The following is a 23826-nucleotide window of genomic DNA, read 5'->3' as shown; positions in this document are numbered from 1 at the left end:
GGCCCGATGTCTGCACTTTCGATCCCCGTGGTCGCGCCCACCGAGGCCGACGGCGTCTTCTCGCTGCTGTGGCTGATCATCGCGCTGCCGCTCGCCGGCGCCGCGATCCTGCTGCTCGGCGGCAAGTACACCGACAAGTGGGGCCACTACCTCGGCACGCTCATGCCGGTCGGCTCCTTCGTCATCAGCCTCACGTGCTTCTTCACTGCCCTCGGCCGTGACGAGGGCGACCGTCAGGTCGCCCAGCACCTCTACGACTGGATCGACGTGGGCGGCCTCCACGTCGGCATGGACCTGCTCTACGACCCGCTGTCGGCGCTGTTCCTGCTGCTGATCACGGGCGTCGGATCGCTGATCCACATCTACTCGATCGGCTACATGGCGCACGACGCCCGTCGCCGCCGGTTCTTCGGCTACCTCAACCTCTTCGTCGCGGCGATGCTCATGCTCGTCCTCGCGGAGAACTACGTCGGCCTCTTCCTGGGCTGGGAGGGCGTCGGTCTGGCGTCCTACCTGCTCATCGGCTTCTGGCAGCACAAGCACTCGGCCGCCGCCGCCGCGAAGAAGGCCTTCGTGATCAACCGGGTCGGCGACATGGGCATGAGCCTCGCGATCTTCCTGATGTTCGTCACGTTCGGCACCACGTCCTTCAGTGGCATCAGCTTCGGCGTCGCGGCCGGTGACCAGGTCGGTGCGCTCGACGCGTCGACGATGAACTGGATCGGCGTGCTGCTGCTCATCGGCGCGTGCGGCAAGTCCGCCCAGGTGCCGCTGCAGGCCTGGCTCCTCGACGCCATGGAGGGCCCGACCCCGGTCTCCGCGCTCATCCACGCGGCCACCATGGTGACGGCCGGCGTCTACCTCGTGACGCGCTCCAACTTCATCTTCGAGAACGCGCCGCACGCCCAGACCGCGGTCATCGTCGTCGCGACCGTCACGCTCATGTGGGGTGCGATCCTCGGTTGCGCCAAGGACGACATCAAGAAGGCGCTCGCCGGTTCCACGATGAGCCAGATCGGCTACATGATGCTCGGCGCCGGCCTCGGCGTCGCCGGCTACGCCTTCGCGATCTTCCACCTGCTGACGCACGGCTTCTTCAAGGCCAACATGTTCCTCGGCGCCGGCTCGGTGATGCACGCGATGGACGACGACGTCGACATGCGCCACTACGGCGGCCTGCAGAAGCTGGTGCCGGTCACCTTCCTGACCTTCGCGATGGGCTATCTCGCGATCATCGGCTTCCCGGGCTTCTCCGGCTTCTTCTCCAAGGACAAGATCATCGAGGTCGCGCTGACCGAGAACATCTGGGTCGGCCTCTGCGCGATGCTCGGCGCCGGCATCACCGGCTTCTACATGACCCGGCTGATGCTGCTCACGTTCTTCACCCAGCCGCGTTGGTCTTCCAAGGGAGAGGGGGCCGTCCACCCGCACGAGTCGCCCTGGGTGATGACCGGCCCGCTCGTCGTACTGGCAGCGCTGTCGGTCCTCGGCGGCGTCATGCTCGCGGGCGACTGGATCGTCGACTTCCTGGCCCCGGTGGTCGGCCACGCCGAGCACGAGGAGCCGCCGCTGCCGGCGCTCGTCATCAGCCTGCTGGTCGTGGTCGTCGTGGGCATCGGCGTCGCGCTCGCCTTGTTCTTCGTGCAGAAGCGCGACGTCCCACGCGTTGCCCCGACCGACGTCTCGTTCGTGACGAAGGCGGCGCGTGCCGACCTCTACGGCGACGCGATCAACGACGCCCTCGTCGTACGCCCCGGAAGTCAGCTGGTGACCGGGCTGGTCGCGACCGACCGCGGTGTCGTGGACGGTGCGTTCAGCGGAGGCGGTCTCGTCCTCCGCGGCGCGGGCCAGGCCCTGCGCCGACTGCAGTCCGGCTACGTGCGCACCTACGCACTGTCCGTCCTCGGGGGCGCCCTGGTCCTCGTCCTGACCCTGGTGGCGGTGAACCTCTGATGTTGTCCACGCTCATCTGGCTGCCTCTCGCGGGCGCGATCGCGGTGGCGGTCGCCCCGAAGACGCTGAGTCGGATCCTCGGCCTCGGCATCGCGGCTGCGACGCTGGTCGTCGGCGTCGTCGCTGCCTTCCGCTACGACGTCGACAAGGGCATGCAGCTCACCGAGACCCACACCTGGATCGAGGCGTTCGGCGTCCACTACGCGCTCGGCCTCGACGGGCTCGGGCTGCTCATGGTGCTGCTCACCGTGGCGCTCGTCCCGCTGGTACTGGTCGCCGAGTGGCACAGCGCCGACGACGCCGACGGCGGCGGTGCCCGGGCCTACGTCGCCTGGGTGCTCGCCCTCGAGGCGCTCTCGCTCGCTGTGTTCTGCGCGACCGACGTGTTCCTCTTCTACGTCGTCTTCGAGGCCACGCTGATCCCGGCCTACTTCCTCGTCGGCGGCTTCGGCCGGGGCGGGCGCAGCGACGCCGCGCTCAAGTTCCTCATGTTCCAGCTCGCGGGCGGCCTGATCCTGCTGGCCTCGGTCATCGGGCTCTACGTCGTGTCCGCGGAGCAGGGGACGCCGTCCTACCTGCTGTCGGACCTCGCCCAGCTCGACATCAACACCGACGCCGGGCGCTGGCTGTTCCTCGGCTTCTTCATCGCCTTCGCGATCAAGGCGCCGCTCTTCCCGGTCCACACCTGGCTGGCCGACACGACCGAGAACGCGACCCCGGGCACCTCGGTGCTGCTGGTCTGCGTGCTCGACAAGATCGGCACCTTCGGCATGCTGCGGTTCTGCCTCGGGATCTTCCCGGAGGCCTCGCAGTGGGCCACGCCGGTCGTCGTCACGCTCGCGCTGATCTCGATCGTCTACGGCGCGCTCATCGCGATCGGCCAGGACGACGTGCTGCGCCTGATCGGTCTGACCTCGCTGAGCCACTTCGGGTTCATCACCCTCGGCATCTTCGCGATGAGCAGCCAGGGCAGCACCGGCGCGATCCTCTACATGGTCAACCACGGGGTCGGCACTGCCGCGCTGTTCCTCATCGCCGGCTACGTCTACCGCCGCCGCGGCACCACGCTCATCAGCGAGATGGGCGGCCTGGAGAAGGCCACGCCGGTCCTCGCCGGCCTGTTCCTCGTCGCGGGTCTCGCGACGCTGGGCCTGCCGGGCCTGAGCTCGTTCGTGTCGGAGTTCTTGGTGCTGGTGTCGGCCTTCGACTACGCCTGGTACGTCGGCGCGGTCGCCGTCACCGGCATCGTCTTGGCCGCGATCTACGTGCTGTGGATGTATCAGCGCGCGATGACTGGTCCGACGCCTCCCGAGGTCGAAGGCACCGAGGACCTCGACGCGCGCGAGCTCGGCGCGATCGCGCCGCTGATGGTCGCGCTGGTCCTCTTCGGGTTCTTCCCGGGCCCGCTCCTCGACGTGGCCAACCCGTTCACTGATGGCCTGCTGGCTCATGTCGGGGTCGTCGACAACGCCCCCGTGGTCCCGCTGGTCGATACCACCGTCGAGTCGGAGGGTGGCCACTGATGCCCGACTTCAGCAAGCCGTCGCTCGAGTATTTCGAGCTGCTCCCGCTGCTCATCGTCTTCGGTACCGCCTGCGTGGGCGTGCTCCTCGAGGCGTTTCTCCCGCGCCAGTCGCGCCGGGTGCCGCAGGTGCTGGTCTCCCTGGTCGGTCTCGCGGCCGCCCTGGGCGCCACGATCTGGGTCGCCAAGGAAGCCAAGGAGGTCGGCGGAGGTGCCGCGCGCGGCATCGTCGGCGCCGAGGGCAGCGTCATCATCGACGGCCCGACCCTCTACCTCTGGGGCCTGCTGCTGATCTTCGGGATCCTGGGCGTCGCGCTCTTCGCCGAGCGCCGGCTCGAGGGCGGCCTGTCCGCGTTCGCCGGCCAGGCGGCAGCCCTTCCCGGCACCGAGGCCGAGCGTCAGGCGGCCACCCAGGGTCTCGACCACACCGAGGTCTACCCGCTGCTGCTCTTCGCGATCGGCGGCATGCTGCTCTTCCCGGCGTCCGGCGACCTGCTCACCATGTTCGTCGCGCTCGAGGTCTTGTCGCTGCCCCTCTACCTGCTCTGCGGGTTGGCGCGCCGTCGCCGGCTGCTGAGCCAGGAGGCCGCGCTCAAGTACTTCCTGCTCGGTGCCTTCTCCTCCGGCTTCTTCCTGTACGGCGCCGCGCTCATCTACGGCTACGCCGGCTCGATGTCCTTCGCAGGCATCGACCAGGCCGTCCGCAACAACACCTCCGAGCACTGGCTGCTGCTCACCGGCATCGCCCTGCTGTCCGTCGGCCTGCTCTTCAAGGTCGGCGCCGCGCCGTTCCAGGCGTGGACCCCCGACGTCTACCAGGGCGCCCCGACCGCGGTCACCGCGTTCATGTCGGCCGGCACCAAGGCCGCGGCCTTCGGTGCGCTGGCGCGCCTCTTCTACGTCGCCTTCGACGGCGAGCGGTGGAGCTGGCAGCCGATGCTGTCGGTCGTCGCGATCGCCACGATGCTGCTCGGCGCGGTGCTCGCGATCGTCCAGACCGACGTCAAGCGGATGCTCGCCTACTCGGCGGTCGCCCACACGGGCTTCCTGCTGACCGGCGTCATCGGCGCGCAGGGTGCGGGCCAGCTCGCCAAGGGCCAGTACTCCTCGCTCGAGGGCGTCCTCTTCTACCTCACCACCTACGGTTTCGCCTCGGTCGGCGCCTTCGCGCTCGTGACCATCGTCCGCGACGCGGGCGGTGAGGCGACCAGCACGGCTGCCTGGGCCGGCCTCGGCAAGCGCTCGCCGCTCGTCGCGGGTTCCTTCGCGTTCTTCCTGCTCTCGATGGCCGGGATCCCGCTGACGGCAGGCTTCGTGGGCAAGTGGGCGGTCTTCACCTCGGCCATGTCGGCCGGCTTCTGGTGGGTGGTGCTGGTCGCGATCGTGTCCAGCGTCATCGCGATCTTCTTCTACGTGCGGCACATCAAGCTGATGTTCTTCACCGACCCCGAGCCGGGCGAGACCGCCGCGGTCAGCGACGCCTCGCTGCTGACCGTCGGCACCATCGCGATCTGCCTCGCGGCGACCGTGGTCCTGGGCGTTGTGCCGGGCCCCGTGCTCGAACTGGTCACCGGTGCGGGAGACTTCATCAGGTGAGCCCTGCTGAGCTGGCCCTGCCGATCACCGACGAAGCCCTCGCCACGCGCCTGCGCGACCGGATGACTGCGGTCGAGGCAGCGCTCTTCGAGCACGCGAGCAGCCGGGCTCCCTACGTCACGGAGGCGGCCCGCCACCTGCTCGCCGCTGGCGGCAAGCGCTTCCGGCCGCTGCTGGTGCTTCTGGCAGCCGAGGCGGGCGACCGGCCCGACGCCGAGGAGGTCCGGACGGCCGCGTGCGTCGTGGAGATCACCCACGTCGGCTCGCTCTACCACGACGACGTCATGGACGAGGCCGCCCTGCGCCGCGGTGCCGACTCGGCCAACTCGCGCTACGACAACCTGGTCGCGATCCTGACCGGCGACTGGCTCTTCGCCAAGTCGTCCGAGCTGACCTCGCAGCTGGGCCCTGAAGCGGTCCGCATCCAGGCCGAGACGTTCACCCGCCTGGTCGAGGGCCAGATCCTCGAGACCGTCGAACCGGCCGAGGGCGAGGACGCGCTCGCGCACTACCTCGAGGTCGTCGCCGGCAAGACGGGCTCGCTGATCGCCACGTCGGCTCGCTACGGCGCGCTGTTCGGCGGCGCGTCGCCCGAGGTCGTCACGGCCCTCACCGAGTACGGCGAGCTCGTCGGCACCGCGTTCCAGCTCTCTGACGACATCCTCGACATCGCCTCGGAGACCGAGGAGTCGGGCAAGACGCCCGGCACCGACCTCCGAGAGGGCGTGCCGACGCTCCCCGTACTGATGGCGAAGGCGTCGACCGACCCGGCCGACGCCCGGCTTCTCGAGCTGCTCGCCGCCGACCTCACGGCCGACGACCTGCACGCCGAGGCGCTCGACCTGCTCCGCAAGCACCCCGCGATGGACGAGGCCCGCGCCTACGTCGTGGCCCGCGCCCAGGAGGCCAAGCGCCTCCTCGCCGTCCTACCGGAGGGCTCGGTCCGCAGCGCGCTCGATGCCTTCGCCGACGTCGTCGCCACCCGCACCGCCTGAATCTGGGCGGGTTGCGGCCTGCGCTGGCGTCCGCCGGCTAAGTGGTGGTCAGGCCATCGCTGAGGGCTCGGACCAGCTCATAGCGACGCTCCGTCTGCGCCTCGTTGTTCGACGTCTTCAGGTTGTCCACCAGTAGGTTGATGTTGCCGGGCCAACGGGCGAGCAGTTCGGCGAGCCTGAGAGCCCCGATCATCTTGGCGATGTCTTGGCCTAGAAGGCGGGCAGCGGCGCGCGGGACGTCGGTGTCCTCCGCGATGAGGGCCGCGATACCGTCCTCGGACTCGTACAAGCGGTCTTGCACCGAGGGCGACTCGGCATACCAGTAAAGGGCCAGCGCGATATCTCGAGCGTCCTTGGTCTCGTGGAACTCGGATCTATCTAGCCATGCCCCGAGCTTGGCGGCTGCGTAACCGGGTATGTCAGGCATACGGATAGCGATCTCGTCGCTCAGTCGGAGTTGGTTCGCTGCCGCGTAAATCTCGTCGAACGCCCAAACGCTCATGGGGCTTCCGCGGTGAGGTGGCGTAACAGTGCCCACGGGATCCTCGATTGCGCCGAAGGCCAGCAGATCAACGGGACGGCCAGCTATGCGGTAGCAGATGCCGTTCGATCCAACCTTTGGAAACGAGTCTGCGATCTGTTGATAGGAACCCCAGTCGCGCAGGGCAATAGCTAGATCCAGGTCCCGAGTTGCCGGCGTGACGAATCGATGACCCAGTGCTGTGTGGATGATGTCGCGACAGTGTGCACCGACGATCATGAGGTCGTCGGGTTGCAGTCCCGCTGCGGTCGCCAACGCTTCGGCAACGACCGTTCGGAGTGGATCAAGGACGGCGGCCGCGTATTCAGGCATGTCCAGCAAGGCGCCGTCCCCATTCCTGAGCGACGGTGCGGATGCGGGGGTCGTCGCTACTCATGAGATCCGCGTAGACGAGCGGTCCAGGCGCGAGGTGGACGCCCGCGATCGGGCCATCGGAGCCGTCGGGCGCTTGCCAAAACTTGCGCCGGACAACGACGTTGTGCGCGCCATCCGCGCGCCAACGGTTGGCGATAGGTAGACCAGGATGCAGTTCATCGACGTACAGAATTAATCGGACTGTTCCCCGGAGCTCATCGGTGGCCGCTTCTCCACTTATGAACATCTCGTCGTCCGGGCGATATTTCCGTACCTCATCGATTCGTTCGGGATCACTTCGAAACGATCCGAGCAGCAGTCGGGGAGCGAGTCCAGTTGGGAACGATGCTGCCCAATGATCGAGCAGGGCCCGGCTTTCGTGTGGAGCGGTAGCGTCGCCGTAACCCGTCTGCCGGAGCAGGTCGAGGGTTCCATGCGCGAGTCCGACCGAAACTCCTGCCGCTTCTGCAAGTTCGCGAGTCGTTCCTCTTCGTAGTTGAGGCCATGCAAGGAGAGCGAATACGACCTGGGCCCGCCCTGCGCTGAACAGGTTGCCACTCGTGTGGCTGGGCCGTCGGGCCTCGTTGGTTGGGGTGCGCCCGCGCACGTCGATCAGTACGTCGTTAAAGGTCAGCCAGGCGTTGCCCACATTGTCGATGTACTGAATGTTTGCGCGCCGGAACCCGTCGGCGGTCTTGGGTCGAACGAATGGCGTCCAGACCATGACGGGACCAACGCTTCGTTCCATTGACCGCGCGACGTCGTTGAGGCGCACATCGGGACCATGGAGAACCGCATATGACTGCCGTGACGCGCCGCGATTCAGGCTCACCCGCAACTGACCCATCTCTGATTCGATGGTGGCGATGGCATCGATCTCCATGCGCACGCCGTAGTCGTCCAAGCGCGCCTTGATGGCGTCAAAGTCGTCCACGGTGCTCCCTTGTTCAATCAGCGTGGATGTTCAGCATAATTGAACGACATCGAAAAGTGAACAAGGTCGTGCTGGTCCCGTTCTTCAGGCTGGGGACGCCCGCGCGAAAGCGGCAATGTCGCCTGAGCCGATCTGGCGACGCCGCTCGGCGATCGCGTCCCAGGTGAAGACGGCCAGGGCGAGCCAGACCAGGCTGAAGCCGATCCATCGACCGGTGCCCATGTGCTCGTCGAGGATCGTGATCGCCAGCGCCAGCTGGAGGACGGGCGCGAGGTACTGCAGCAGGCCGAGGGTGACCATCGGGAGCCGCGTGGCTGCGCCGCCGAAGAGGAGCAGGGGGATCGCAGTCACGACGCCGCTCGTCATCAGCAGCACCACGTGGCCGACGCCCTCGGAGCCGAAGTGGGCGCCGCCTGAGGATCCGAGCCAGGCCAGGTAGCCGAGGGCGAACGGTGCGATGAGGGACGTCTCGAGAGCGAGGCTCTCGATCGCGCCGACCGAGGCCTGCTTCTTCGCCAGCCCGTAGGTGCCGAAGGAGCAGGCGAGGACCAGCGCCACCCACGGCGGTCGGCCGTAGTCCCACGTCAGCACGGCGACCGCGACGAAGCCGATGCCGAGCGCGGTCCACTGCACCGAGCGGAGGCGCTCGCCCAGGATCAGGACACCCATCAGCATCGTGACGAGCGGGTTGATGAAGTAGCCGAGCGAGGTCTCGACGACACGGGACGAGTTCACGGCGTAGATGTAGGTGCCCCAGTTGGCCGTGATGGTGGCGGCGGCCAGCATGAGGAGCAACGTCGTACGGCGGTCGCGCAGCAGCGCCGCGAGCGCAGCGCGTCGCCGGAGCGCGACCACCAGCAACGCCATGACAAGGGCCGACCAGACGATGCGGTTGGCGAGGATCTCGACCGGGCCGCTCGGCTCCAGGAGCGGGAAGTAGAGCGGAAAGACGCCCCACAGACCGTAGGCCGCGACGCCGAACAACAGTCCGCGCCGACTCTCCGTCATGTCATAAGCGTAGGGCCTCGACGGTCATGACACCAGGCGACGGCGTACGCCGGAAAACGACCGTGGGCCCCGCCGTTCGGCGGGGCCCACGCTGGGTCGGGATCGGATCAGCCGATGTTCCAGGTGTCGCCGGCGTTGAGCAACTTCGTGAGCCGGTCGGTGTCGGTGCCGTCGACGGACGCCTTGGCGTCGTTGACCTGTGCGCGGGCGAGGTCGTCGTAGGTCGGGCGCTCGACCTGGCGGAAGATGCCGATCGGCGAGCGGTTGAGGTAGTCCGCCGCGGTGAGTCGCGAGATCGCGAACGCCGTGGAGGGGTCGGGGTCGTGCGCGTCGTGGGCGAGGATCTGCTCCACGCGGGCCGACGCGGTGTCGATGACCTCGACGCCGCCGCCGGTGCGGACCAGGGCCTTGTCGCCCATCCCGGTGGTCGCGTCCTTCGCGCCGAAGGTGATCGGCTCGCCATGGACCAGCGGGATGATCGCGTGGTCCTTGGTCTCGTTGTCCTTGATCGCGTCGAACGCACCGTCGTTGAAGATCGGGCAGTTCTGGTAGATCTCGACGAACGAGGTGCCGCGGTGGGCGGCTGCGGCAGCGAGGACCCCCGTGAGGTGCTTGCGGTCGCTGTCGATGGTGCGGGCGACAAAGGTGGCCTCGGCGCCGAGCGCGAGGGAGACCGGGTTGAACGGGTGGTCCAGTGAGCCGAGGGGGCTGGTCTTGGTGACCTTGCCGACCTCGGAGGTGGGGGAGTACTGGCCCTTGGTGAGGCCGTAGATCCGGTTGTTGAACAGCAGGATCGTCATGTTGACGTTGCGGCGCAGCGCGTGGATCAGGTGGTTGCCACCGATCGAGAGCGCGTCGCCGTCGCCGGTGACGACCCACACGTTCAGGTCCTCGCGGGCGGTGGCGATGCCGGTCGCGATCGACGGCGCGCGGCCGTGGATCGAGTGCATGCCGTAGGTGTCGAGGTAGTAGGGGAACCGCGAGGAGCAGCCGATGCCGGAGACGAACACGATGTTCTCGCGACGCAGGCCGAGGTCGGGCAGGAAGGACTGGACCGCCTTGAGGACGGCGTAGTCACCGCAGCCGGGGCACCAGCGGACCTCCTGGTCGGAGGTGTACTCCTTGCCGGTCTGAGGGCCGTCGAAGGTCGGGACCAGCTCGGTGCCCGAGCGGAGGGACGGCGTACCGATGTCGATGCTCATGCGAGGGGTGCCTCTTCGTGGTCTGCAGGCGGGTTGAGTCCGTGTTCGCCGAGGTCGACGTCGATGCCCTCGGCCTGGCCGACGAGCTGCCCGATGGCCTCGGCGAGCTCGGCTGCCTTGAGCGGCAGGCCGTAGACGTGGTTGTAGCCGATCGCGTCGACGAGGTATTCGGCCCGGAGCAGCTTGGAGAGCTGGCCGAGGTTCATCTCGGGGACGAGGACCTTGTCGTAGCCCTTGAGGATGGCGCCGAGGTCCTGCGGGAACGGGTTGAGGTGGCGCAGGTGGGTCTGGGCGACGTGGTAGCCGGCGCGGCGCACGCGGCGGCAGGCGGCACCGATCGGGCCGTACGTCGATCCCCAGCCGATCACGAGGACCTTGGCCTCGCCGGACGGGTCGTCGACCTCGAGCGGCGGGAGGGACTTGGCGATCGCGTTGATCTTGGCCTGGCGGGTGCGGACCATCAGGTCGTGGTTGGCCGGGTCGTAGGAGATGTTGCCGTGGCCCTCGCCTTTCTCCAGGCCACCGATGCGGTGCTCGAGGCCCGCGGTGCCCGGGATCGCCCACGGGCGGGCCAGGGTCTCGGGGTCGCGCAGGTAGGGCCAGAACTCGTCCGGTTCGCCGTCAGCTGACTTGGCGGAGACGTGGTTGGGGCCCGTGGCGAAGTTGGGCTCGATGACCGGGAGGTCGTCGACAGACGGGATCATCCACGGCTCGGAGCCGTTGGCGAGGTAGCCGTCGGAGAGCAGCAGGACCGGGGTGCGGTAGGTGATGGCGATCCGGGCGGCCTCGACCGCGGCGGCGAAGCAGTCGCCGGGCGACTGCGGGGCGACGATCGGGACCGGTGCCTCGCCGTTGCGGCCGTACATGGCCTGCATCAGGTCGGCCTGCTCGGTCTTGGTCGGCAGGCCGGTGGAGGGGCCACCTCGCTGCACGTCGACGACGAGGAGCGGGAGCTCGGTCATCACCGCGAGGCCGATCGCCTCGGACTTCAGCGCGATACCGGGGCCCGAGGTGGTGGTGACGCCCAGGGAGCCCGCGAAGGAGGCACCGATCGCGGCACCGACGCCGGCGATCTCGTCCTCGGCCTGCAGCGTGGTCACGCCGAAGGACTTGTGCTTCGCGAGCTCGTGGAGGATGTCGGTGGCCGGGGTGATCGGGTAGGAGCCCAGGAAGACCGGCAGGCCGGAGCGCACGCCCGCGGCGATCAGGCCGTAGGAGAGCGCCAGGTTGCCGGTGATGTTGCGATAGGTGCCCGAGGGCAGGACCGCCGGCTTGATCTCGTAGCGGACCACGAAGGTCTCGGTCGTCTCGCCGAAGTTCCAGCCGGCCGTGAAGGCGGCCAGGTTGGCCCCCAGGATGTCGGGGCTCTTCTTGAACTTGCCCTCGAGGAACTTGGTGGTCGGCTCGGTGGGGCGGCCGTACATCCAGGAGAGGAGGCCCAGGGCGAACATGTTCTTCGCGCGCGCGGCGTCCTTGCGGGACAGGCCGAACTCCTTGACCGCCTCGACCGTCATGCCGGTCAGGTCGACCGCGTGGACCTGGAACTCGCCCAGCGGGTCGTTGGCGTCACCGAGGAAGTCGAGCGGGTTGGTCGCGTAACCGGCCTTGTCGAGGTTGCGCTTGGTGAAGTCGTGGGTGTCCACGATGATCGCGGCGCCCTTGGGCAGGTCGCCGACGTTGGCCTTCAGGGCGGCCGGGTTCATCGCCACGAGGACGTCAGGCCGGTCGCCGGCGGTCAGGATGTCGTGGTCGGCGAAGTGCACCTGGAAGGACGAGACACCCGGGAGCGTCCCCTGAGGGGCGCGGATCTCGGCAGGGAAGTTAGGCAGGGTCACCAGGTCGTTGCCGAAGACGGCCGACTCCTGGGTGAACCGGTCACCGGTCAGCTGCATGCCGTCGCCGGAGTCACCGGCGAACCGGATGATCACCCGGTCGAGCTGCTTGACCTGCTTGGTCTGACTCACTTGCGGATCACTTTCACTACAGCCCGATTCCGGGGCAACGTGCGCTGAGGTCCATCATTCTAGAACCTGTTCCAGTTTTTGGGTGGACACGTGTCCAACGTCTCTTCCGGACGGTCGCGACACGCTGCCCCACGATAGTCCGCCTGATCGGCCCGACCGATTCTTTGCTAGCCCCTGGGCGGCCCTGGCGGGTGACCTCGCTCACAACCTGAGCGGCTCCTGAGCGTGCGTCGTCGTGTCCGACACGCGGGAGTTGGACATTGACTTACTAAAGTCTAGTAATCTACCCGTCATTCACATCAAGGCCGCGCCTCCAGGGGCATCGGCAGGGACACGAAGTCAGGAAGTGACGCCATGAAGAAGACGATCAAGGCAACGGTCGTGGGTTTGACCGGGGTGCTGGCCTTGACCGCCTGCACCAGCAACGACATCGGCGGCGGTGGGTCGAAGGACACGCTGTCGCTGGTCGGGTTCTCCGTCCTCGAGACGGCCAACGACGCCGAGTTCAAGGCGTTCGAGGACACCGACGCGGGCAAGGACATCGACTTCGCCCCGTCCTACGGTGCGTCGGGTGACCAGAGCCGCGCCGTCGAGGCGGGCGCTGAAGCTGACATCGTCCACTTCTCGCTCGAGACCGACATGAAGCGCGTCGTCGACGCCGGTCTCGTCGCCGAGGACTGGAAGGACAACGCCACCAACGGCATCGCAACCAGCTCGGTCGTCGTCTTCGTGGTCCGCAAGGGCAACCCCGAGGGCATCGCCGGCTGGGACGACCTCGTCAAGGACGGCACGTCGATCGTCGCCGCCAACCCGGGTTCGTCGGGCGCCGCACGCTGGTCCATGCTCGCCGCCTGGCAGCACGTCATCGGCAACGGTGGCACCGAGGACGAGGCCAAGGAGTACATCTCCCAGCTCCTCGCGAACACGCCGGTCCTCCCGGCCAGCGCGCGTGACGCGACGTCGGCGTTCCTCGAGGGTGACCAGGACGTCCTCATCACCTACGAGAACGAGGCGATCCTCGCCAAGCAGAACGGGACCGACATCGACTACGTCATCCCGGAGGACACCCTGCTGATCGAGAACCCGGCCGCGGTCACGGTCGACGCCAAGGACGGTGCGCAGGACTTCCTCGACTTCCTCGAGAGCGCTGAGGGCCAGGAGATCTACGCGGGCTACGGCTTCCGCCCGACCGCTGGTGTCGAGGGCGTCGAGGTTCCCGAGGTCGAGGGTGCCAACGACCCGGCCAACCCGTTCCCGACCCCGGCTCAGCTCTTCACCATCGACGGCGACTTCGGTGGCTGGAGCGAGGCGGCCGAGAAGTTCTTCGCGGACGGCGAGGACGGTGAGCCTCTGGGCATCGTCATCGACCTGATCGAGAAGTCCGGCTCAGACGCGCAGGAAGACTGACGGTCAAGGGATGACTGCAGCATCTCTTGATGCACCGACGACCCGCCCGACGCCCCGGCGTCGGGCGGGTCGCCGCGTGACTCTGACCCCAGGTTCGTCACTCGCCCTGGGGATTTCGCTCATATGGTTCAGCCTTCTGGTGCTGATCCCCCTGACCGCCGTCGTCGTGTCTGCCAGCGATCGCGGCTGGTCGGGCTACATCGACACGATCACCAACCCGCAGACCATGGCGGCCGTCCGACTCACCGTCGGCCAGTCCGCACTCGTCACCCTCGTCAACATCGTGATGGGCACGGTCATCGCCTGGGTGCTCGTGCGTGACCGGTTCTTCGGCAAGCGGATCCTCGACGTCATCATCGACATCCCGTTCGCGCTGCCGACCATCGTGGCCGGCCTCGTGCTCCTTGGTCTCTACGGGCCCAACAGCCCGCTCGACCTGCACTGGGCCTACACGCGCAACGCCGTGACGCTCGCGCTGGCTTTCGTCACGCTTCCGTTCATCGTGCGCACGGTGCAGCCGGTGCTCGAGGAGCTCGACCACGACGTGGAGGAGGCGGCCGCATCGCTCGGTGCGACCCGGCTGACCATCTTCCGTCGGGTGATCCTGCCGAGCCTGGTGCCGGCGATCACCGCGGGTGCGGCGTTGTCGTTCGCGCGGGCGATCGCGGAGTACGGCTCGTTGGTGCTGCTCAGCGGCAACAAGCCGTTCAGCACCGAGGTCGTCTCGGTCCGCGTGCTCACGCACATCGAGAACGGCAGCCAGGCCTCGGCCGCTGCCGTCGCGAGCCTGATGCTTGCTGTCGCGCTCTTCGTGATCGTGCTGCTCGACATCATCCAGAGGCGGGTGAGCGCACGTGCTTGAGGTATCCACGCCCGTCAAGTGGCTGCTGCGCCTGCTCGCTGTCGGCTACGTCTTCTTCCTGGTGGCCTGGCCGGTGACGACGATCGTGCGCACCGCCTTCGCCGACGGCGTCGGCTCGATGCTCGAGGTCTTCACCGATCCCGCCACCGTCCACGCGCTGTCGCTGACGCTGCAGATCGCGATCCAGGCCGTGGTGATCAACCTGGTCTTCGGCGTCACGATCTCGCTGCTGCTGGTGCGCTACGAGTTCCCCGGCAAGCGGGTCCTGTCGGCGCTCATCGACCTCCCGATGGCGGTCTCCCCGGTCGTCGTCGGCCTCGCGCTGCTGCTCGTCTACAAGCCGAACGGCGGCTGGTTCGGTGAGACGCTCGCGGAGAACGGCATCCAGATCATCTTCAGCGGCACCGGCATGATCATGGCGACCTGCTTCGTCGCGCTGCCGCTGATCGTGCGTGAGGTCGTGCCCGTCCTCCATGAGATCGGTGACGACCAGGAGCAGGCGGCGCGCAGCCTCGGGGCCAACTTCCGCCAGACGTTCTGGCGGATCACGCTCCCGTCCATCAAGTGGGCTGTCGTCTACGGCGTGGTGCTGAGCCTCGCCCGCAGCCTCGGCGAGTTCGGCGCGGTGAAGGTCGTGTCCGGCAACGTCATCAACCAGACCCAGACCGCGACGCTGCTGGTCGAGTCGAAGTACGAGAGCTTCGACCAGCCCGGCGCCTACTCCGTCGCCTTCGTGCTCGCCTTCCTGAGCGTGATCTGCATCGTGGTCGTCTCTCTGCTCCGCCCGAAGGAGATCCACAAGTGAGCATCGAAGTAAGCAACCTGACCAAGAAGTACGGCGACTTCTACGCCCTCGACGACGTGAACGTGTCGCTCCCGACCGGTCAGCTCACCGCGCTGCTCGGCCCGTCGGGTGGTGGCAAGTCGACCCTCCTGCGGATCATCGCCGGTCTCGACACCGCCGACCACGGCAACGTTTCGATCGAGGGTGTCGACGCCACCAAGCTGCCGCCGCAGAAGCGCAACGTCGGCTTCGTCTTCCAGCACTACGCGGTCTTCAAGCACATGACCGTCGCGAAGAACGTGGCGTTCGGCCTGGAGATCCGCAAGACGCCGAAGGCGGAGGTGAAGAGGCGGGTGGGCGAGCTCCTGGAGCTGGTGCACCTCTCGCAGTTCGCCGACCGGATGCCGTCGCAGCTCTCGGGCGGTCAGCGTCAGCGCATGGCGCTGGCGCGTGCGCTCGCGGTGGAGCCGACCGTGCTCCTCCTCGACGAGCCGTTCGGCGCCCTCGACGCCAAGGTCCGCAAGGAGCTGCGTGACTGGCTGCGGCGCCTGCACGACGAGGTCCACGTGACGACGGTGTTCGTCACGCACGACCAGGAGGAGGCCATGGAGGTCGCCGACGAGATCGTCGTCATCAACCAGGGTCGCGTCGAGCAGGTCGGCAGCCCCGACCAGCTCTACGACGAGCCGGCCAACGACTTCGTCATGGGCTTCCTCGGCGAGGTCACCCGTCTCGGACCGGTCCGGCTGCGCCCGCACGATGTCGAGGTCGCGGTGACGCCGGGCCACGCGGGAGCCTTCCCCGGCACGGTCACGCGGGCACTCCGCGTCGGCTTCGAGGTGCGGCTGCAGGTCGAGCTCGACCCGGAGTTCGGCAGCTCCGACCCGGTCTCGGTGGTCCTGTCGCGCAGCCACGCGCGGTCGCTGGACATCGAGCTCGGCTCGAAGGTGTGGCTCACGGCCGCGATCGGTGCCGTGACGGTGCCGGCGATGGTCGCCGTCTGACCTGTTGATCCCGGCCTGCTGAACACCGGCGCTCAGGCGCCGAGCGACTCCGCTCGGCGCTTGAGCGCTTCGGCATGCCGCCGGAACCCGTCGGCCACGCGCCCGGGGCCGGCGAGCCGTACGGCGGGTCCGCTGAACTCCTCGACGGTGTCGTAGGTCGTCGGACCGCCCGGACGCTGGGTCAGCCGTTGGTGGCGGGTGCCCTGGATCAGGCCGATCTTCGAGGGGAAGCCGACGTATTTGTAGGAGAGCCGTGCCGTCGTGACGCCGTCGGCGTCGGTCGTGGGCGGTTCGATGACCGTGATCACCTCCGGGGACCGGGTCGTCTTGCCGTTGGGCCAGCGGACGTGGAGCACGATCGGGTTGCCGACCGTGGCCGGTTGCGGGGTCTCGATCCCGTAGAGGAAGGGGTTCCAGTCGCCGTACGCCTCGGTGTCGAGCATGACGCCCCACACCGTGTCGAGCGGAGCGTCGATGTCGGCGATGGCCCGCGGGTCAGCAGGCATCGATCTGGCTCGCTAGGGTGCGCGCTGCGTCCACCCGTCCCTCGCTCTCGCCCCCGAGCAGGACGATGATCCCGGTGGCCTCGGCCTTCTGGATGCAGGACTGCTTGTCGGCGTCGTCGCGGGCGCGCTCATCGGCGCGCCAGACGAGGAATCCGTTGACCGCGACGAGCGCGATCAGCACGGAGAGCAGGATCGTGGTCACCCGGTTCATGCCTCGCACCCTAGACGTTGGCATCCCCCAGATTTAGCCCGTCCGGCCGTTTACGCGGCGCGCGTCGAGGTCTAGCGTCCGAAGAGCCGGCCCCCCGGGGCCTGGGTGGGCCGACAGATCGCGCTACACCCAACCCCGAGGACGGTCAGACCTATGAAGCTACCTCAGCCCACGTTCGGCAAGATCCTTGCCGGCACTGTGGTCGTACTCCTGGCAACCAGTGGTACGGCGTACGCGGCCAACACCGTCGGCAGCGGCGACATCATCAACAACAGCGTCCAGAGCATCGATATCAAGGACGGCACGATCGCCAGCATCGACATCCTGGACGGCACCATCAAGGGCGGCGACATCGCGGACGCCTCGATCACGACGGCCGACGTCCTCAACGAGACGCTCAAGTCCGTCGACATCCTCAACGGGACGATCCTCGGCGTCGACCTCGCCACCAACTCGGTCGGCACCGGCAAGGTCGTCAACGAGTCGCTGAGCTCGGTCGACATCCTCAACGGTTCCCTCACCTCCGACGACATCGCTGACGAATCGCTCACCAGCGCCGACGTCCTCGACGCCACGCTCACGGCGGCCGACCTCGGTGACGGCTCGGTCGGGTTCAACGAGATCCAGACCGACGCCGTGCAGGCGACCGAGATCCAGGACAACTCGATCGATTCCGGTGAGATCGTCGACAACTCACTGTTCGCGACCGACCTCGGTGCGAACTCGGTGGGCTCCAGCGAGCTGGGCACGATCACCGATCGCACGGCCGTGAGTGCGTCCATCGCTGCGGGCAGTACGGGCAACGTGTCCGTGAGCTGTCTGGCGGGCGAGGACGTCATCTCCGGCGGCAACGACATGTCGTCGGCCTCGACCATGTATGTCGTCGCCTCCCGCAGGAACGGCAACGGCTGGATCGTGTTCGCGAAGAACGACGGCGCTGCCAGCCAGACCGTGACTGTCCACGCCTACTGTCTCGCGCCGTAGGGGACGGGAACGGTCTGATGAGAATCCCGATGAAGGTGCGAAGCGCCCGATCCGCGGTCCTGGGGATCGCGGTCGTCGTGGCGCTCGCCACGGGGGGCATGGCCTACGGGTCGTCCGCCGCGGATGAGCGCTCGCGCGATGACCAATCCACGGCGACGGCGAAGGTGTGGAAGGCGGCACCTCCCGGCACCGAGCGACTGACGGGGACGGCGACGATGGTCGGCAAGCAAGGGGTCCGACCGTCGCGGACGATCTCGAAGGGGTCGACGGCTGAGAAGCGGCCACCGGTCACTCGAGGCCCGGCCCACACGGCGAAAGCCAGGGACGTCGACAAGTCCGACCGGGGCAAGAAGAACGCGCCGGTCACCAAGGACGGGGGCAAGAAGCACCCGCGCGTCCAGCCCGGCTGATCGAACACCGGTCGTCACCCGATCCTTCGGGGTCGGGTGACGGTCGCGCGCCCACCGCATTAGTTCTTTTGGCCGATTACAGAAGGTCCGTGCGCGGTTAGCGTCGCGAGGGCGCCCGGCCCCCGGGCTCATCTCGGGCAACCCCACGGCAACTCTCGAGGACGGCAAACGCATGAGGCTCCCCCAACCCACGTTCGGCAAGATCCTGGCAGGTACGGCGGTCGTGCTCGTCGCGACGACCGGCACGGCGTACGCGGCCAACACCGTCGGTAGCGCCGACATCATCAACAACAGCGTCGCGAGCGTCGACATCAAGGACGGAACGATCGCGAGCATCGACATCCTCGACGGCACGATCAAGAGTGGCGACATCGCCGACGCGTCGGTCACGACGGCCGACATCCTCAACGAGTCGCTCAAGTCCGTCGACGTCCTCAACGAGTCGCTGTTGGGCACCGACATCAAGAACGGCACCGTCGGCACCGCTGACATCACCAATGAGTCGCTGACCTCGGTGGACATCCTCAACGGGACGCTGACCGGCGCCGACGTGTCCGACGGATCCCTCACGGGCGCTGACGTCACGGACGGCTCCTTGGCCCAGGCGGACATCGGAAACGACTCGATCGGCACCCCGCAGATCCAGACCGACGGCGTCCAGGCGAGCGAGATCGCCGACGGCTCCATCGACGCTGGTGAGATCGTCGACTTCGGTCTGAGCAACGAGGACATCGGCGTGCTGACCGCCCAGATCAACGCCGACGGCACGGTCTTCAGCAGCAGCGGCGGCGTCACGTCATCGTCGGTCGGCACCGGCACCTACGTGGTGGACTTCGGCCGCAACATCTCGTTCTGCGCGTTCTTCTCGACCCAGGGCGAGGGTGGCATCGGCGGCGCCGGCGGAGCGATCACTGGTGTGACGGACCGCTCCGGCAACGACAACGCCATCTTCGCGACGACCCGGGATGCCGCGGGCGGTCTGGTCAACACGGCCTTCCAGATCATGGTCGTGTGCTGATGCAGGTCACCCTCAAGCACAGCATCGCCGCCGGGGCGACGGTGCTGGCCGTGTTGATCGCGGCACCGGCGATCGGAGCCGCGTCCGGCTCCGACCCGTCGGGACAGCCGCCCCCGGGCACCAAGGGCACGGTGGCGACCAGCCACTTCGCTCCCACGCCGAAGCAGCCGCCGGCGGGCATCAAGGGTCACGTCGCGAAGGGTCACTTCGCGCCGACGCCCAAGCAGCCCGTCAACAAGCACCCGCAGAAGTCCACGGGTATCAAGCTCGGCAAGCAGCTGCGTCACAGCAAGCACGACAAGGGCGTGAAGGGTCTGCGCCCGACCAAGGATCACGGCAAGAAGAACCTGCCCATCCAGAAGGGCTGATTCGAAAACGACGGTGGCCCGGCTCCCTGGGGGAGTCGGGCCACCGTCATGTCACTCGGCCCGTGAGAGACGGGCCTAGCCATTTCGGGCGGTTCCGCAGGACCGCCGACAGGTCTAGCGTCGGGCGGGTGAAGCGCTCCTCGATCACCCTCGCCCTGGCCGCCGCTGCGGCTGCACTCGCACTCGCCGCATCGGGAGGAGCAGCCCCGACAGTCTCCGCCGGCGGTGGCAGTCTCGTCCTGCCCGGGCCCGTCGTCTTCAAGTAGACACGCTCTCGCCATGAGGACCCCGCGGCCCAGCGTCGGCACGATCGTGGCTGGCACGGCCGTCGTACTCCTGGCAACGACGGGGACCGCTTATGCAGCGGCGACCATCGGCAGCGCCGAGATCATCGACGACAGCGTGCGGAGCGTCGACATCAAGAACGAGTCGATCGCGAGCATCGACATCCTCAACAACTCGGTGACGACGGCAGACCTCCGCAACAACAGCGTGCAGTCGATGGACGTCCTCGACGGCACCCTCACCGGTGACGACGTGACGGACTACGGGCTCACGAACCAGGACATCGGAGTGCTTGCGGCCAGCATCAACGCCGACGGCTCCATCGACCACCAGAGCGGGGGCATCGTCTCGTCCAAGCCCAACACGGGGCAGTACCTCGTGTCGTTCGCCGTCGACGTCGACCTGTGCACCTACTCCGCGACGGTCGGACCGGTGACGAGCACGGGCATGTACACGCCCGGCTGGGCGAACGTCTATCCGGGCCCCGCCGTCCTCGACCACCACGACTGGCTGCTGGTGGACACCTACAACGCGAGCGGGGTGGCGACCGACCAGCCGTTCCACCTCATCGTGGTGTGCTGAGGTCGGCGGGTCAGCGGTAGTTGGTGAACTGCACCGCGAACTCGTAGTCCTGGCCCTTGACCAGGGCGATGACGGCCTGGAGGTCGTCACGCTTCTTCGACGACACCCGGAGCTCGTCGCCCTGGATCTGCGCCTTCACGCCCTTGGGGCCCTCGTCGCGGATCAGCTTGCTGATCTTCTTGGCGTCCTCCGACGTGATCCCCTCCTTGAGGGTGATCGCGATCTTGGACTGCTGGCCCGAGGCACGCGGCTCGGAGGCGTCGAGGATCTTGAGCGACTGGTCGCGCTTGATCAGCTTGTCCTGGAAGACGCTGAGGACGGCGGAGGCGCGGTCGTCGGCGGACGCGGTGATCTCGATCGCGTGCTCGCCCTTCCACTCGATCGTGGCTCCGGTGCCCTTGAAGTCGAAGCGGGTGGCGATCTCGCGGGCCGCCTGGCCGAGCGCGTTGTCGACCTCCTGGCGGTCGATCTTGCTGACGATGTCGAAGGAAGAGTCGGCCATGAGTAGTTCAGTCCCCTGGTTTTCTTGGACAGGCACGTGCTGCGCTATTGTTTCGCGTCGTTGTCGACCAGCCAACCTGGGGCCTCCGAGCCGCAGGAAATCGGGTCTCAACACACCCCCGGCAGGTTGCCCGAGCGGCCAAAGGGAGCTGACTGTAAATCAGCCGGCATTGCCTACAGTGGTTCGAATCCACTACCTGCCACGGGAGAAGCCCGGACCTCACAGAGGCCCGGGCTTCACTGTTTTTCGCCTTAGGTCGCGCTGAAGGCGACGACGTCGCCAACGACGCCGACGCGCACCCGGTCACCTGGAGCGGGCACGGAGGTCGCGGGCGTGCGGGCGGCGAGCTCCTCGCCCGAGTCGAGCCGCACCCGGACGGTCGCGTCGTGGCCGTAGAAGCTGATGTCGACCACCTCGGCGGGCGCCCCGTCGGCGTCGGAAGCGCTGTCGGGGCGGATCTGGATCTGCTCCGCGCGCACGGCGAGCCGGACCGCTCCGGGCTCGCGCGCGGCGCGCAGCGGCAGGAGCCCGAGCGCGCAACGCGCCTCGGTGTGGTTGATGACCTCGCCGTCGACGAGCGAGGCGTGGCCGAGGAAGGAGGCGACCCGCGGGTCGGCGGGCGTGAGGTAGATGTCGGTGGGGGAGGCGACCTGGAGGAACGAGCCGGCCATCATCACCGCGACCTGGTCGGCCAGCGAGAGCGCCTCGCCCTGGTCGTGGGTGACCAGGAGGGCTGCGGCGCCCGCCGCGTTGAGCGCTCGTACGACGGCGCGGCCGGTGTCCTCGCGCAGCGACGCGTCGAGCGAGGAGAAGGGCTCGTCGAGGAGCACGACCTTCGGGCGGGGCGCCAGAGCGCGCGCCAGCGCGACGCGCTGCTGCTGACCGCCGGACAGCTCGTGCGGGTAGCGACCGGCCATCTCGGCCGGCAGCTCGACGAGCTCGAGCATCTCGGCGACCCGGGCGCCGCTGTCACTGCGCTCGCCGCGCGGAAGGCCGAACGCGATGTTGCGCGCGACGTCGAGGTGGGGGAAAAGAGCGCCGTCCTGCGGGACGTAGCCGAGGCCGCGGAGCCGGGCCGGCATCGAGCGGCGCCCGGTGACCACCTCGGTGCCCGCGACCGTGACGGTGCCGGCCGTCGGGGACACGAAACCGGCGACCGAGCGCAGCAAGGTGGTCTTGCCGCAGCCCGACGGCCCGAGGATGGCCGTGACGCCCTCGGTGACGACCAGGTCGAGGCCGCGCAGCACGGAGGTACGGCCGTAGCCGGCCTCCAGGCCACGGATCTCGAGTGCCGCGGTCATTTGCTGTTCCTCACGCTCAGGCTCCCCAGGATCCACGTCGAGGGGATCGAGAGCAGGATCAGCGCCAGAGCATAGGGGGCGGCGGCGCCGTACTCGATCGCGGAGGCGTCGGACCAGAACTGGGTGGCGAGGGTGTCGGTGCCGAGCGGCGCGAGCAGCAGGGTCGCGGTCAGCTCCGTCGCGACCGCGAGGGAGACCAGTGCGGTGGCCGCCGCCAGGCCGGGGAGCACGAGCGGCAGCGTGACCCGCCGGGCGACCCCGAGACCGCCGCACCCCAGGTTGCGGGCGACCTCCTCGAGGCCTGGTGGCACGAGCTCGAACGTCGACCGCACGCTGACGACCGCGCGCGGCAGGAAGAGGATCGTGTAGCCCACGAGCAGCACCACGACGGTCTGGTAGAGGCTCGGGAAGGTGCGGATGCTGACGGTCACCAGGGCCAGGGCGATCACGATGCCCGGCATCGCGCTCGCGGTGTAGACGCTGCGCTCGATGGCCGTGGTCAGCAGGCCGCGGTGGCGCACCGCCAACCACACGACCGGTACGGCGACCACGGTCGCCGTGAGCCCACCGAGCAGCGCGAGGAGCAGTGTGGTGCCCGCGGCGTCGAAGAGCTCGGCCAGGTCGACGTGCGTCGACGTGCCGCGGATGAGCCAGCGCAGCAGCGCGCCGATCGGGACGACGAGGGCCCAGCACGCGACGGCGGTGAGGGCGGCGAGCACGGGGAGCTGGTAGCGGCCGAGCCGGATCCGCACCGGCTGCCCGCCTGCGCCGGAGCCGACCCGAGCGCGGCGGCGGTGGCCGCGCAGCAGCGCCTCGATGCCCAGCAGGAGCAGGCAGAAGGTGACGAGCACGAGCGCCAGGAGGGTGGCCTCAGGGCCGTTGAAGACCGTGGCGTACTGCTGGAGGATCGCCGTCGTCAGGGTCGGGTAGTTGAGGAGCTGCAGGGCGCCGTACTCGGCCAGGAGGTGCAGGCCGACCAGGAGCGCGCCGCCCAGGACCGCGGGACTCACGGCCGGGAGCGTGACCCGGGTGAAGACGCTCCACCCGCTGCGGCCCAGCGACGTCGCGACCTCCTCGACCGCCGGGTCGAGGCGCCGCAGCGCAGCGACGGTCGGCAGGTAGACGAGCGGGTAGTAGGACAGCGTGACGACCATGACCGCGCCGGGGAAGGACTGCACGGCGTGGGTGGTCGAGATCCAGCCGTAGCCGTTGACGAACGCCGGCACCGCGAGCGGCGCGCACAGCACGCCGTGCCACCAGCCGCGGCCCGGGACGTCGGTGCGCTCCACCACCCAGGCGCCAGCCACGCCGAGGACCGTGCTGGCCGCTACCCCCGCGATCAGCAGGCGCACGGTGTTCCAGAGCAGCTCGCCGATGCGCGGCCGCCAGAGGAAGTCGACCGCCTCCTGGCGGCCGAGGTCGGCGGTCGTCGCGATGACGTAGCCGAGCGGCACCAGCGTCAGCGTCGCGACCGCGAGGCCGACGACGAGAAGCACGGGCGAGGCGCCCCCGGCCAGGGGCCTGGGACGCCTC

At 68.3% G+C, this 23826-nt stretch carries 24 protein-coding genes and 1 tRNA gene; 15 read left to right on the top strand and 10 right to left on the bottom strand.

Translation table 11 applies throughout. The annotated features are described in order from the left end of the window. Window positions 1–6: 6 nt before the first annotated feature. From nuoL to F0U44_RS13720, 4 genes are read left to right on the top strand one after another with little or no spacing between them, the layout of a single operon-like run. Entirely contained in the window at window positions 7–1953 is a 1947-nt protein-coding gene (gene nuoL, locus F0U44_RS13735) for an NADH-quinone oxidoreductase subunit L (RefSeq protein ID WP_149728819.1), read from the top strand. After that, window positions 1953–3476: an NADH-quinone oxidoreductase subunit M gene (locus F0U44_RS13730; protein WP_149728818.1), complete on the top strand. Its 1524-nt coding sequence runs from the start codon at window positions 1953–1955 to the stop codon at window positions 3474–3476. Before nuoL ends, F0U44_RS13730 begins: the two co-directional genes overlap by 1 nt. Continuing rightward, a complete protein-coding gene (nuoN, locus tag F0U44_RS13725; protein WP_149728817.1) occupies window positions 3476–5071 on the top strand; it encodes an NADH-quinone oxidoreductase subunit NuoN in 1596 nt (531 codons plus the stop codon). The genes F0U44_RS13730 and nuoN overlap by 1 nt, the downstream gene beginning before the upstream one ends. Next, on the top strand, window positions 5068–6066 hold the full coding sequence (locus F0U44_RS13720; protein ID WP_246160455.1) for a polyprenyl synthetase family protein: 999 nt from the start codon (window positions 5068–5070) through the stop codon (window positions 6064–6066). The genes nuoN and F0U44_RS13720 overlap by 4 nt, the downstream gene beginning before the upstream one ends. Before the next feature lie 37 nt (window positions 6067–6103). Here the strand turns inward: F0U44_RS13720 and F0U44_RS13715 are convergent, their stop codons facing one another. The 5 genes from F0U44_RS13715 to F0U44_RS13695 all read right to left on the bottom strand — a co-directional run bounded on the left by F0U44_RS13715 (window position 6104) and on the right by F0U44_RS13695 (window position 12069). Beyond that, entirely contained in the window at window positions 6104–6919 is an 816-nt protein-coding gene (locus F0U44_RS13715; RefSeq protein ID WP_149728816.1) for a hypothetical protein, read from the bottom strand. Beyond that, entirely contained in the window at window positions 6912–7895 is a 984-nt protein-coding gene (locus F0U44_RS13710) for a type IV toxin-antitoxin system AbiEi family antitoxin (protein ID WP_149728815.1), read from the bottom strand. The genes F0U44_RS13715 and F0U44_RS13710 overlap by 8 nt, the downstream gene beginning before the upstream one ends. 84 nt (window positions 7896–7979) lie before the next feature. Next, a complete protein-coding gene (rarD, locus tag F0U44_RS13705; RefSeq protein ID WP_149728814.1) occupies window positions 7980–8903 on the bottom strand; it encodes an EamA family transporter RarD in 924 nt (307 codons plus the stop codon). 107 nt (window positions 8904–9010) lie between these two features. Then, complete coding sequence (locus tag F0U44_RS13700) at window positions 9011–10105, bottom strand: 2-oxoacid:ferredoxin oxidoreductase subunit beta (RefSeq protein WP_149728813.1); 1095 nt, start codon at window positions 10103–10105, stop codon at window positions 9011–9013. Beyond that, complete coding sequence (locus F0U44_RS13695) at window positions 10102–12069, bottom strand: 2-oxoacid:acceptor oxidoreductase subunit alpha (RefSeq protein WP_149728812.1); 1968 nt, start codon at window positions 12067–12069, stop codon at window positions 10102–10104. Before F0U44_RS13695 ends, F0U44_RS13700 begins: the two co-directional genes overlap by 4 nt. A 354-nt stretch (window positions 12070–12423) precedes the next feature. Here F0U44_RS13695 and F0U44_RS13690 point away from each other — a divergent pair, with 354 nt between their 5' ends. From F0U44_RS13690 to F0U44_RS13675, 4 genes are read left to right on the top strand one after another with little or no spacing between them, the layout of a single operon-like run. After that, window positions 12424–13476 carry a sulfate ABC transporter substrate-binding protein gene (locus F0U44_RS13690; RefSeq protein ID WP_149728811.1) on the top strand — a complete coding sequence of 351 codons (1053 nt, stop codon included), beginning with the start codon at window positions 12424–12426 and terminating at the stop codon, window positions 13474–13476. Window positions 13477–13486: 10 nt separating this feature from the next. Then, entirely contained in the window at window positions 13487–14338 is an 852-nt protein-coding gene (gene cysT / locus F0U44_RS13685) for a sulfate ABC transporter permease subunit CysT (protein WP_149728810.1), read from the top strand. Then, window positions 14331–15143, top strand: a complete 813-nt coding sequence (locus F0U44_RS13680; RefSeq protein ID WP_149728809.1) for a sulfate ABC transporter permease — start codon at window positions 14331–14333, stop codon at window positions 15141–15143. Before cysT ends, F0U44_RS13680 begins: the two co-directional genes overlap by 8 nt. Continuing rightward, window positions 15140–16126, top strand: a complete 987-nt coding sequence (locus F0U44_RS13675) for a sulfate/molybdate ABC transporter ATP-binding protein (protein ID WP_149728808.1) — start codon at window positions 15140–15142, stop codon at window positions 16124–16126. The genes F0U44_RS13680 and F0U44_RS13675 overlap by 4 nt, the downstream gene beginning before the upstream one ends. A 32-nt stretch (window positions 16127–16158) precedes the next feature. On the opposite strand, the gene F0U44_RS13670 is transcribed toward F0U44_RS13675, so the two are convergent. Further along, window positions 16159–16632: an SRPBCC domain-containing protein gene (locus F0U44_RS13670; protein WP_149728807.1), complete on the bottom strand. Its 474-nt coding sequence runs from the start codon at window positions 16630–16632 to the stop codon at window positions 16159–16161. Continuing rightward, entirely contained in the window at window positions 16622–16843 is a 222-nt protein-coding gene (locus tag F0U44_RS13665) for a hypothetical protein (RefSeq protein ID WP_149728806.1), read from the bottom strand. The genes F0U44_RS13670 and F0U44_RS13665 overlap by 11 nt, the downstream gene beginning before the upstream one ends. A 153-nt stretch (window positions 16844–16996) precedes the next feature. Between F0U44_RS13665 and F0U44_RS13660 the strand changes: the two genes are divergently transcribed. The 6 genes from F0U44_RS13660 to F0U44_RS13640 all read left to right on the top strand — a co-directional run bounded on the left by F0U44_RS13660 (window position 16997) and on the right by F0U44_RS13640 (window position 20490). Continuing rightward, window positions 16997–17827, top strand: a complete 831-nt coding sequence (locus tag F0U44_RS13660; RefSeq protein ID WP_149728805.1) for a hypothetical protein — start codon at window positions 16997–16999, stop codon at window positions 17825–17827. Between the two features lie 29 nt (window positions 17828–17856). Beyond that, window positions 17857–18237, top strand: a complete 381-nt coding sequence (locus F0U44_RS13655) for a hypothetical protein (RefSeq protein WP_149728804.1) — start codon at window positions 17857–17859, stop codon at window positions 18235–18237. A gap of 172 nt (window positions 18238–18409) precedes the next feature. Further along, a complete protein-coding gene (locus tag F0U44_RS13650; RefSeq protein WP_149728803.1) occupies window positions 18410–19255 on the top strand; it encodes a hypothetical protein in 846 nt (281 codons plus the stop codon). Further along, the gene (locus F0U44_RS13645; RefSeq protein ID WP_149728802.1) at window positions 19249–19623 is read left to right on the top strand and encodes a hypothetical protein; all 375 of its coding nucleotides are present in this window, start codon (window positions 19249–19251) and stop codon (window positions 19621–19623) included. The genes F0U44_RS13650 and F0U44_RS13645 overlap by 7 nt, the downstream gene beginning before the upstream one ends. A gap of 128 nt (window positions 19624–19751) precedes the next feature. After that, entirely contained in the window at window positions 19752–19889 is a 138-nt protein-coding gene (locus tag F0U44_RS23030; protein WP_188113474.1) for a hypothetical protein, read from the top strand. Window positions 19890–19902: 13 nt separating this feature from the next. Beyond that, window positions 19903–20490, top strand: a complete 588-nt coding sequence (locus F0U44_RS13640) for a hypothetical protein (RefSeq protein ID WP_149728801.1) — start codon at window positions 19903–19905, stop codon at window positions 20488–20490. Between the two features lie 10 nt (window positions 20491–20500). Here the strand turns inward: F0U44_RS13640 and F0U44_RS13635 are convergent, their stop codons facing one another. Then, window positions 20501–20992: a YajQ family cyclic di-GMP-binding protein gene (locus F0U44_RS13635; protein ID WP_149728800.1), complete on the bottom strand. Its 492-nt coding sequence runs from the start codon at window positions 20990–20992 to the stop codon at window positions 20501–20503. Between the two features lie 120 nt (window positions 20993–21112). Between F0U44_RS13635 and F0U44_RS13630 the strand changes: the two genes are divergently transcribed. Then, window positions 21113–21194: transfer RNA gene (locus tag F0U44_RS13630), tRNA-Tyr, on the top strand. A 49-nt stretch (window positions 21195–21243) separates the two neighbouring features. On the opposite strand, the gene F0U44_RS13625 is transcribed toward F0U44_RS13630, so the two are convergent. Next, entirely contained in the window at window positions 21244–22293 is a 1050-nt protein-coding gene (locus tag F0U44_RS13625) for an ABC transporter ATP-binding protein (RefSeq protein WP_149728799.1), read from the bottom strand. After that, window positions 22290–23789: an ABC transporter permease gene (locus tag F0U44_RS13620; protein ID WP_149728798.1), complete on the bottom strand. Its 1500-nt coding sequence runs from the start codon at window positions 23787–23789 to the stop codon at window positions 22290–22292. The genes F0U44_RS13625 and F0U44_RS13620 overlap by 4 nt, the downstream gene beginning before the upstream one ends. Window positions 23790–23826 lie beyond the last annotated feature (37 nt).

This window comes from Nocardioides humilatus (assembly GCF_008373755.1).
GTDB lineage: Bacteria > Actinomycetota > Actinomycetes > Propionibacteriales > Nocardioidaceae > Nocardioides > Nocardioides humilatus.
This window is presented reverse-complemented; position numbering and strand designations above follow the sequence as displayed.

Excerpts from the sequence above, each read along its gene's own strand:
- cysT (WP_149728810.1), top strand. The coding sequence starts at position 13,487 with ATGACTGCAGCATCTCTTGATGCACCGACGACCCGCCCGACGCCCCGG.
- nuoN (WP_149728817.1), top strand. The coding sequence starts at position 3,476 with ATGCCCGACTTCAGCAAGCCGTCGCTCGAGTATTTCGAGCTGCTCCCG.
- F0U44_RS13690 (WP_149728811.1), top strand. The coding sequence starts at position 12,424 with ATGAAGAAGACGATCAAGGCAACGGTCGTGGGTTTGACCGGGGTGCTG.
- F0U44_RS13640 (WP_149728801.1), top strand. The coding sequence starts at position 19,903 with ATGAGGACCCCGCGGCCCAGCGTCGGCACGATCGTGGCTGGCACGGCC.
- F0U44_RS13665 (WP_149728806.1), bottom strand. The coding sequence starts at position 16,843 with ATGAACCGGGTGACCACGATCCTGCTCTCCGTGCTGATCGCGCTCGTC.
- rarD (WP_149728814.1), bottom strand. The coding sequence starts at position 8,903 with ATGACGGAGAGTCGGCGCGGACTGTTGTTCGGCGTCGCGGCCTACGGT.
- F0U44_RS13655 (WP_149728804.1), top strand. The coding sequence starts at position 17,857 with ATGAAGGTGCGAAGCGCCCGATCCGCGGTCCTGGGGATCGCGGTCGTC.
- F0U44_RS13715 (WP_149728816.1), bottom strand. The coding sequence starts at position 6,919 with ATGCCTGAATACGCGGCCGCCGTCCTTGATCCACTCCGAACGGTCGTT.
- F0U44_RS13730 (WP_149728818.1), top strand. The coding sequence starts at position 1,953 with ATGTTGTCCACGCTCATCTGGCTGCCTCTCGCGGGCGCGATCGCGGTG.
- nuoL (WP_149728819.1), top strand. The coding sequence starts at position 7 with ATGTCTGCACTTTCGATCCCCGTGGTCGCGCCCACCGAGGCCGACGGC.
- F0U44_RS13700 (WP_149728813.1), bottom strand. The coding sequence starts at position 10,105 with ATGAGCATCGACATCGGTACGCCGTCCCTCCGCTCGGGCACCGAGCTG.
- F0U44_RS13660 (WP_149728805.1), top strand. The coding sequence starts at position 16,997 with ATGAAGCTACCTCAGCCCACGTTCGGCAAGATCCTTGCCGGCACTGTG.
- F0U44_RS13625 (WP_149728799.1), bottom strand. The coding sequence starts at position 22,293 with ATGACCGCGGCACTCGAGATCCGTGGCCTGGAGGCCGGCTACGGCCGT.
- F0U44_RS13650 (WP_149728803.1), top strand. The coding sequence starts at position 18,410 with ATGAGGCTCCCCCAACCCACGTTCGGCAAGATCCTGGCAGGTACGGCG.
- F0U44_RS13670 (WP_149728807.1), bottom strand. The coding sequence starts at position 16,632 with ATGCCTGCTGACCCGCGGGCCATCGCCGACATCGACGCTCCGCTCGAC.
- F0U44_RS13635 (WP_149728800.1), bottom strand. The coding sequence starts at position 20,992 with ATGGCCGACTCTTCCTTCGACATCGTCAGCAAGATCGACCGCCAGGAG.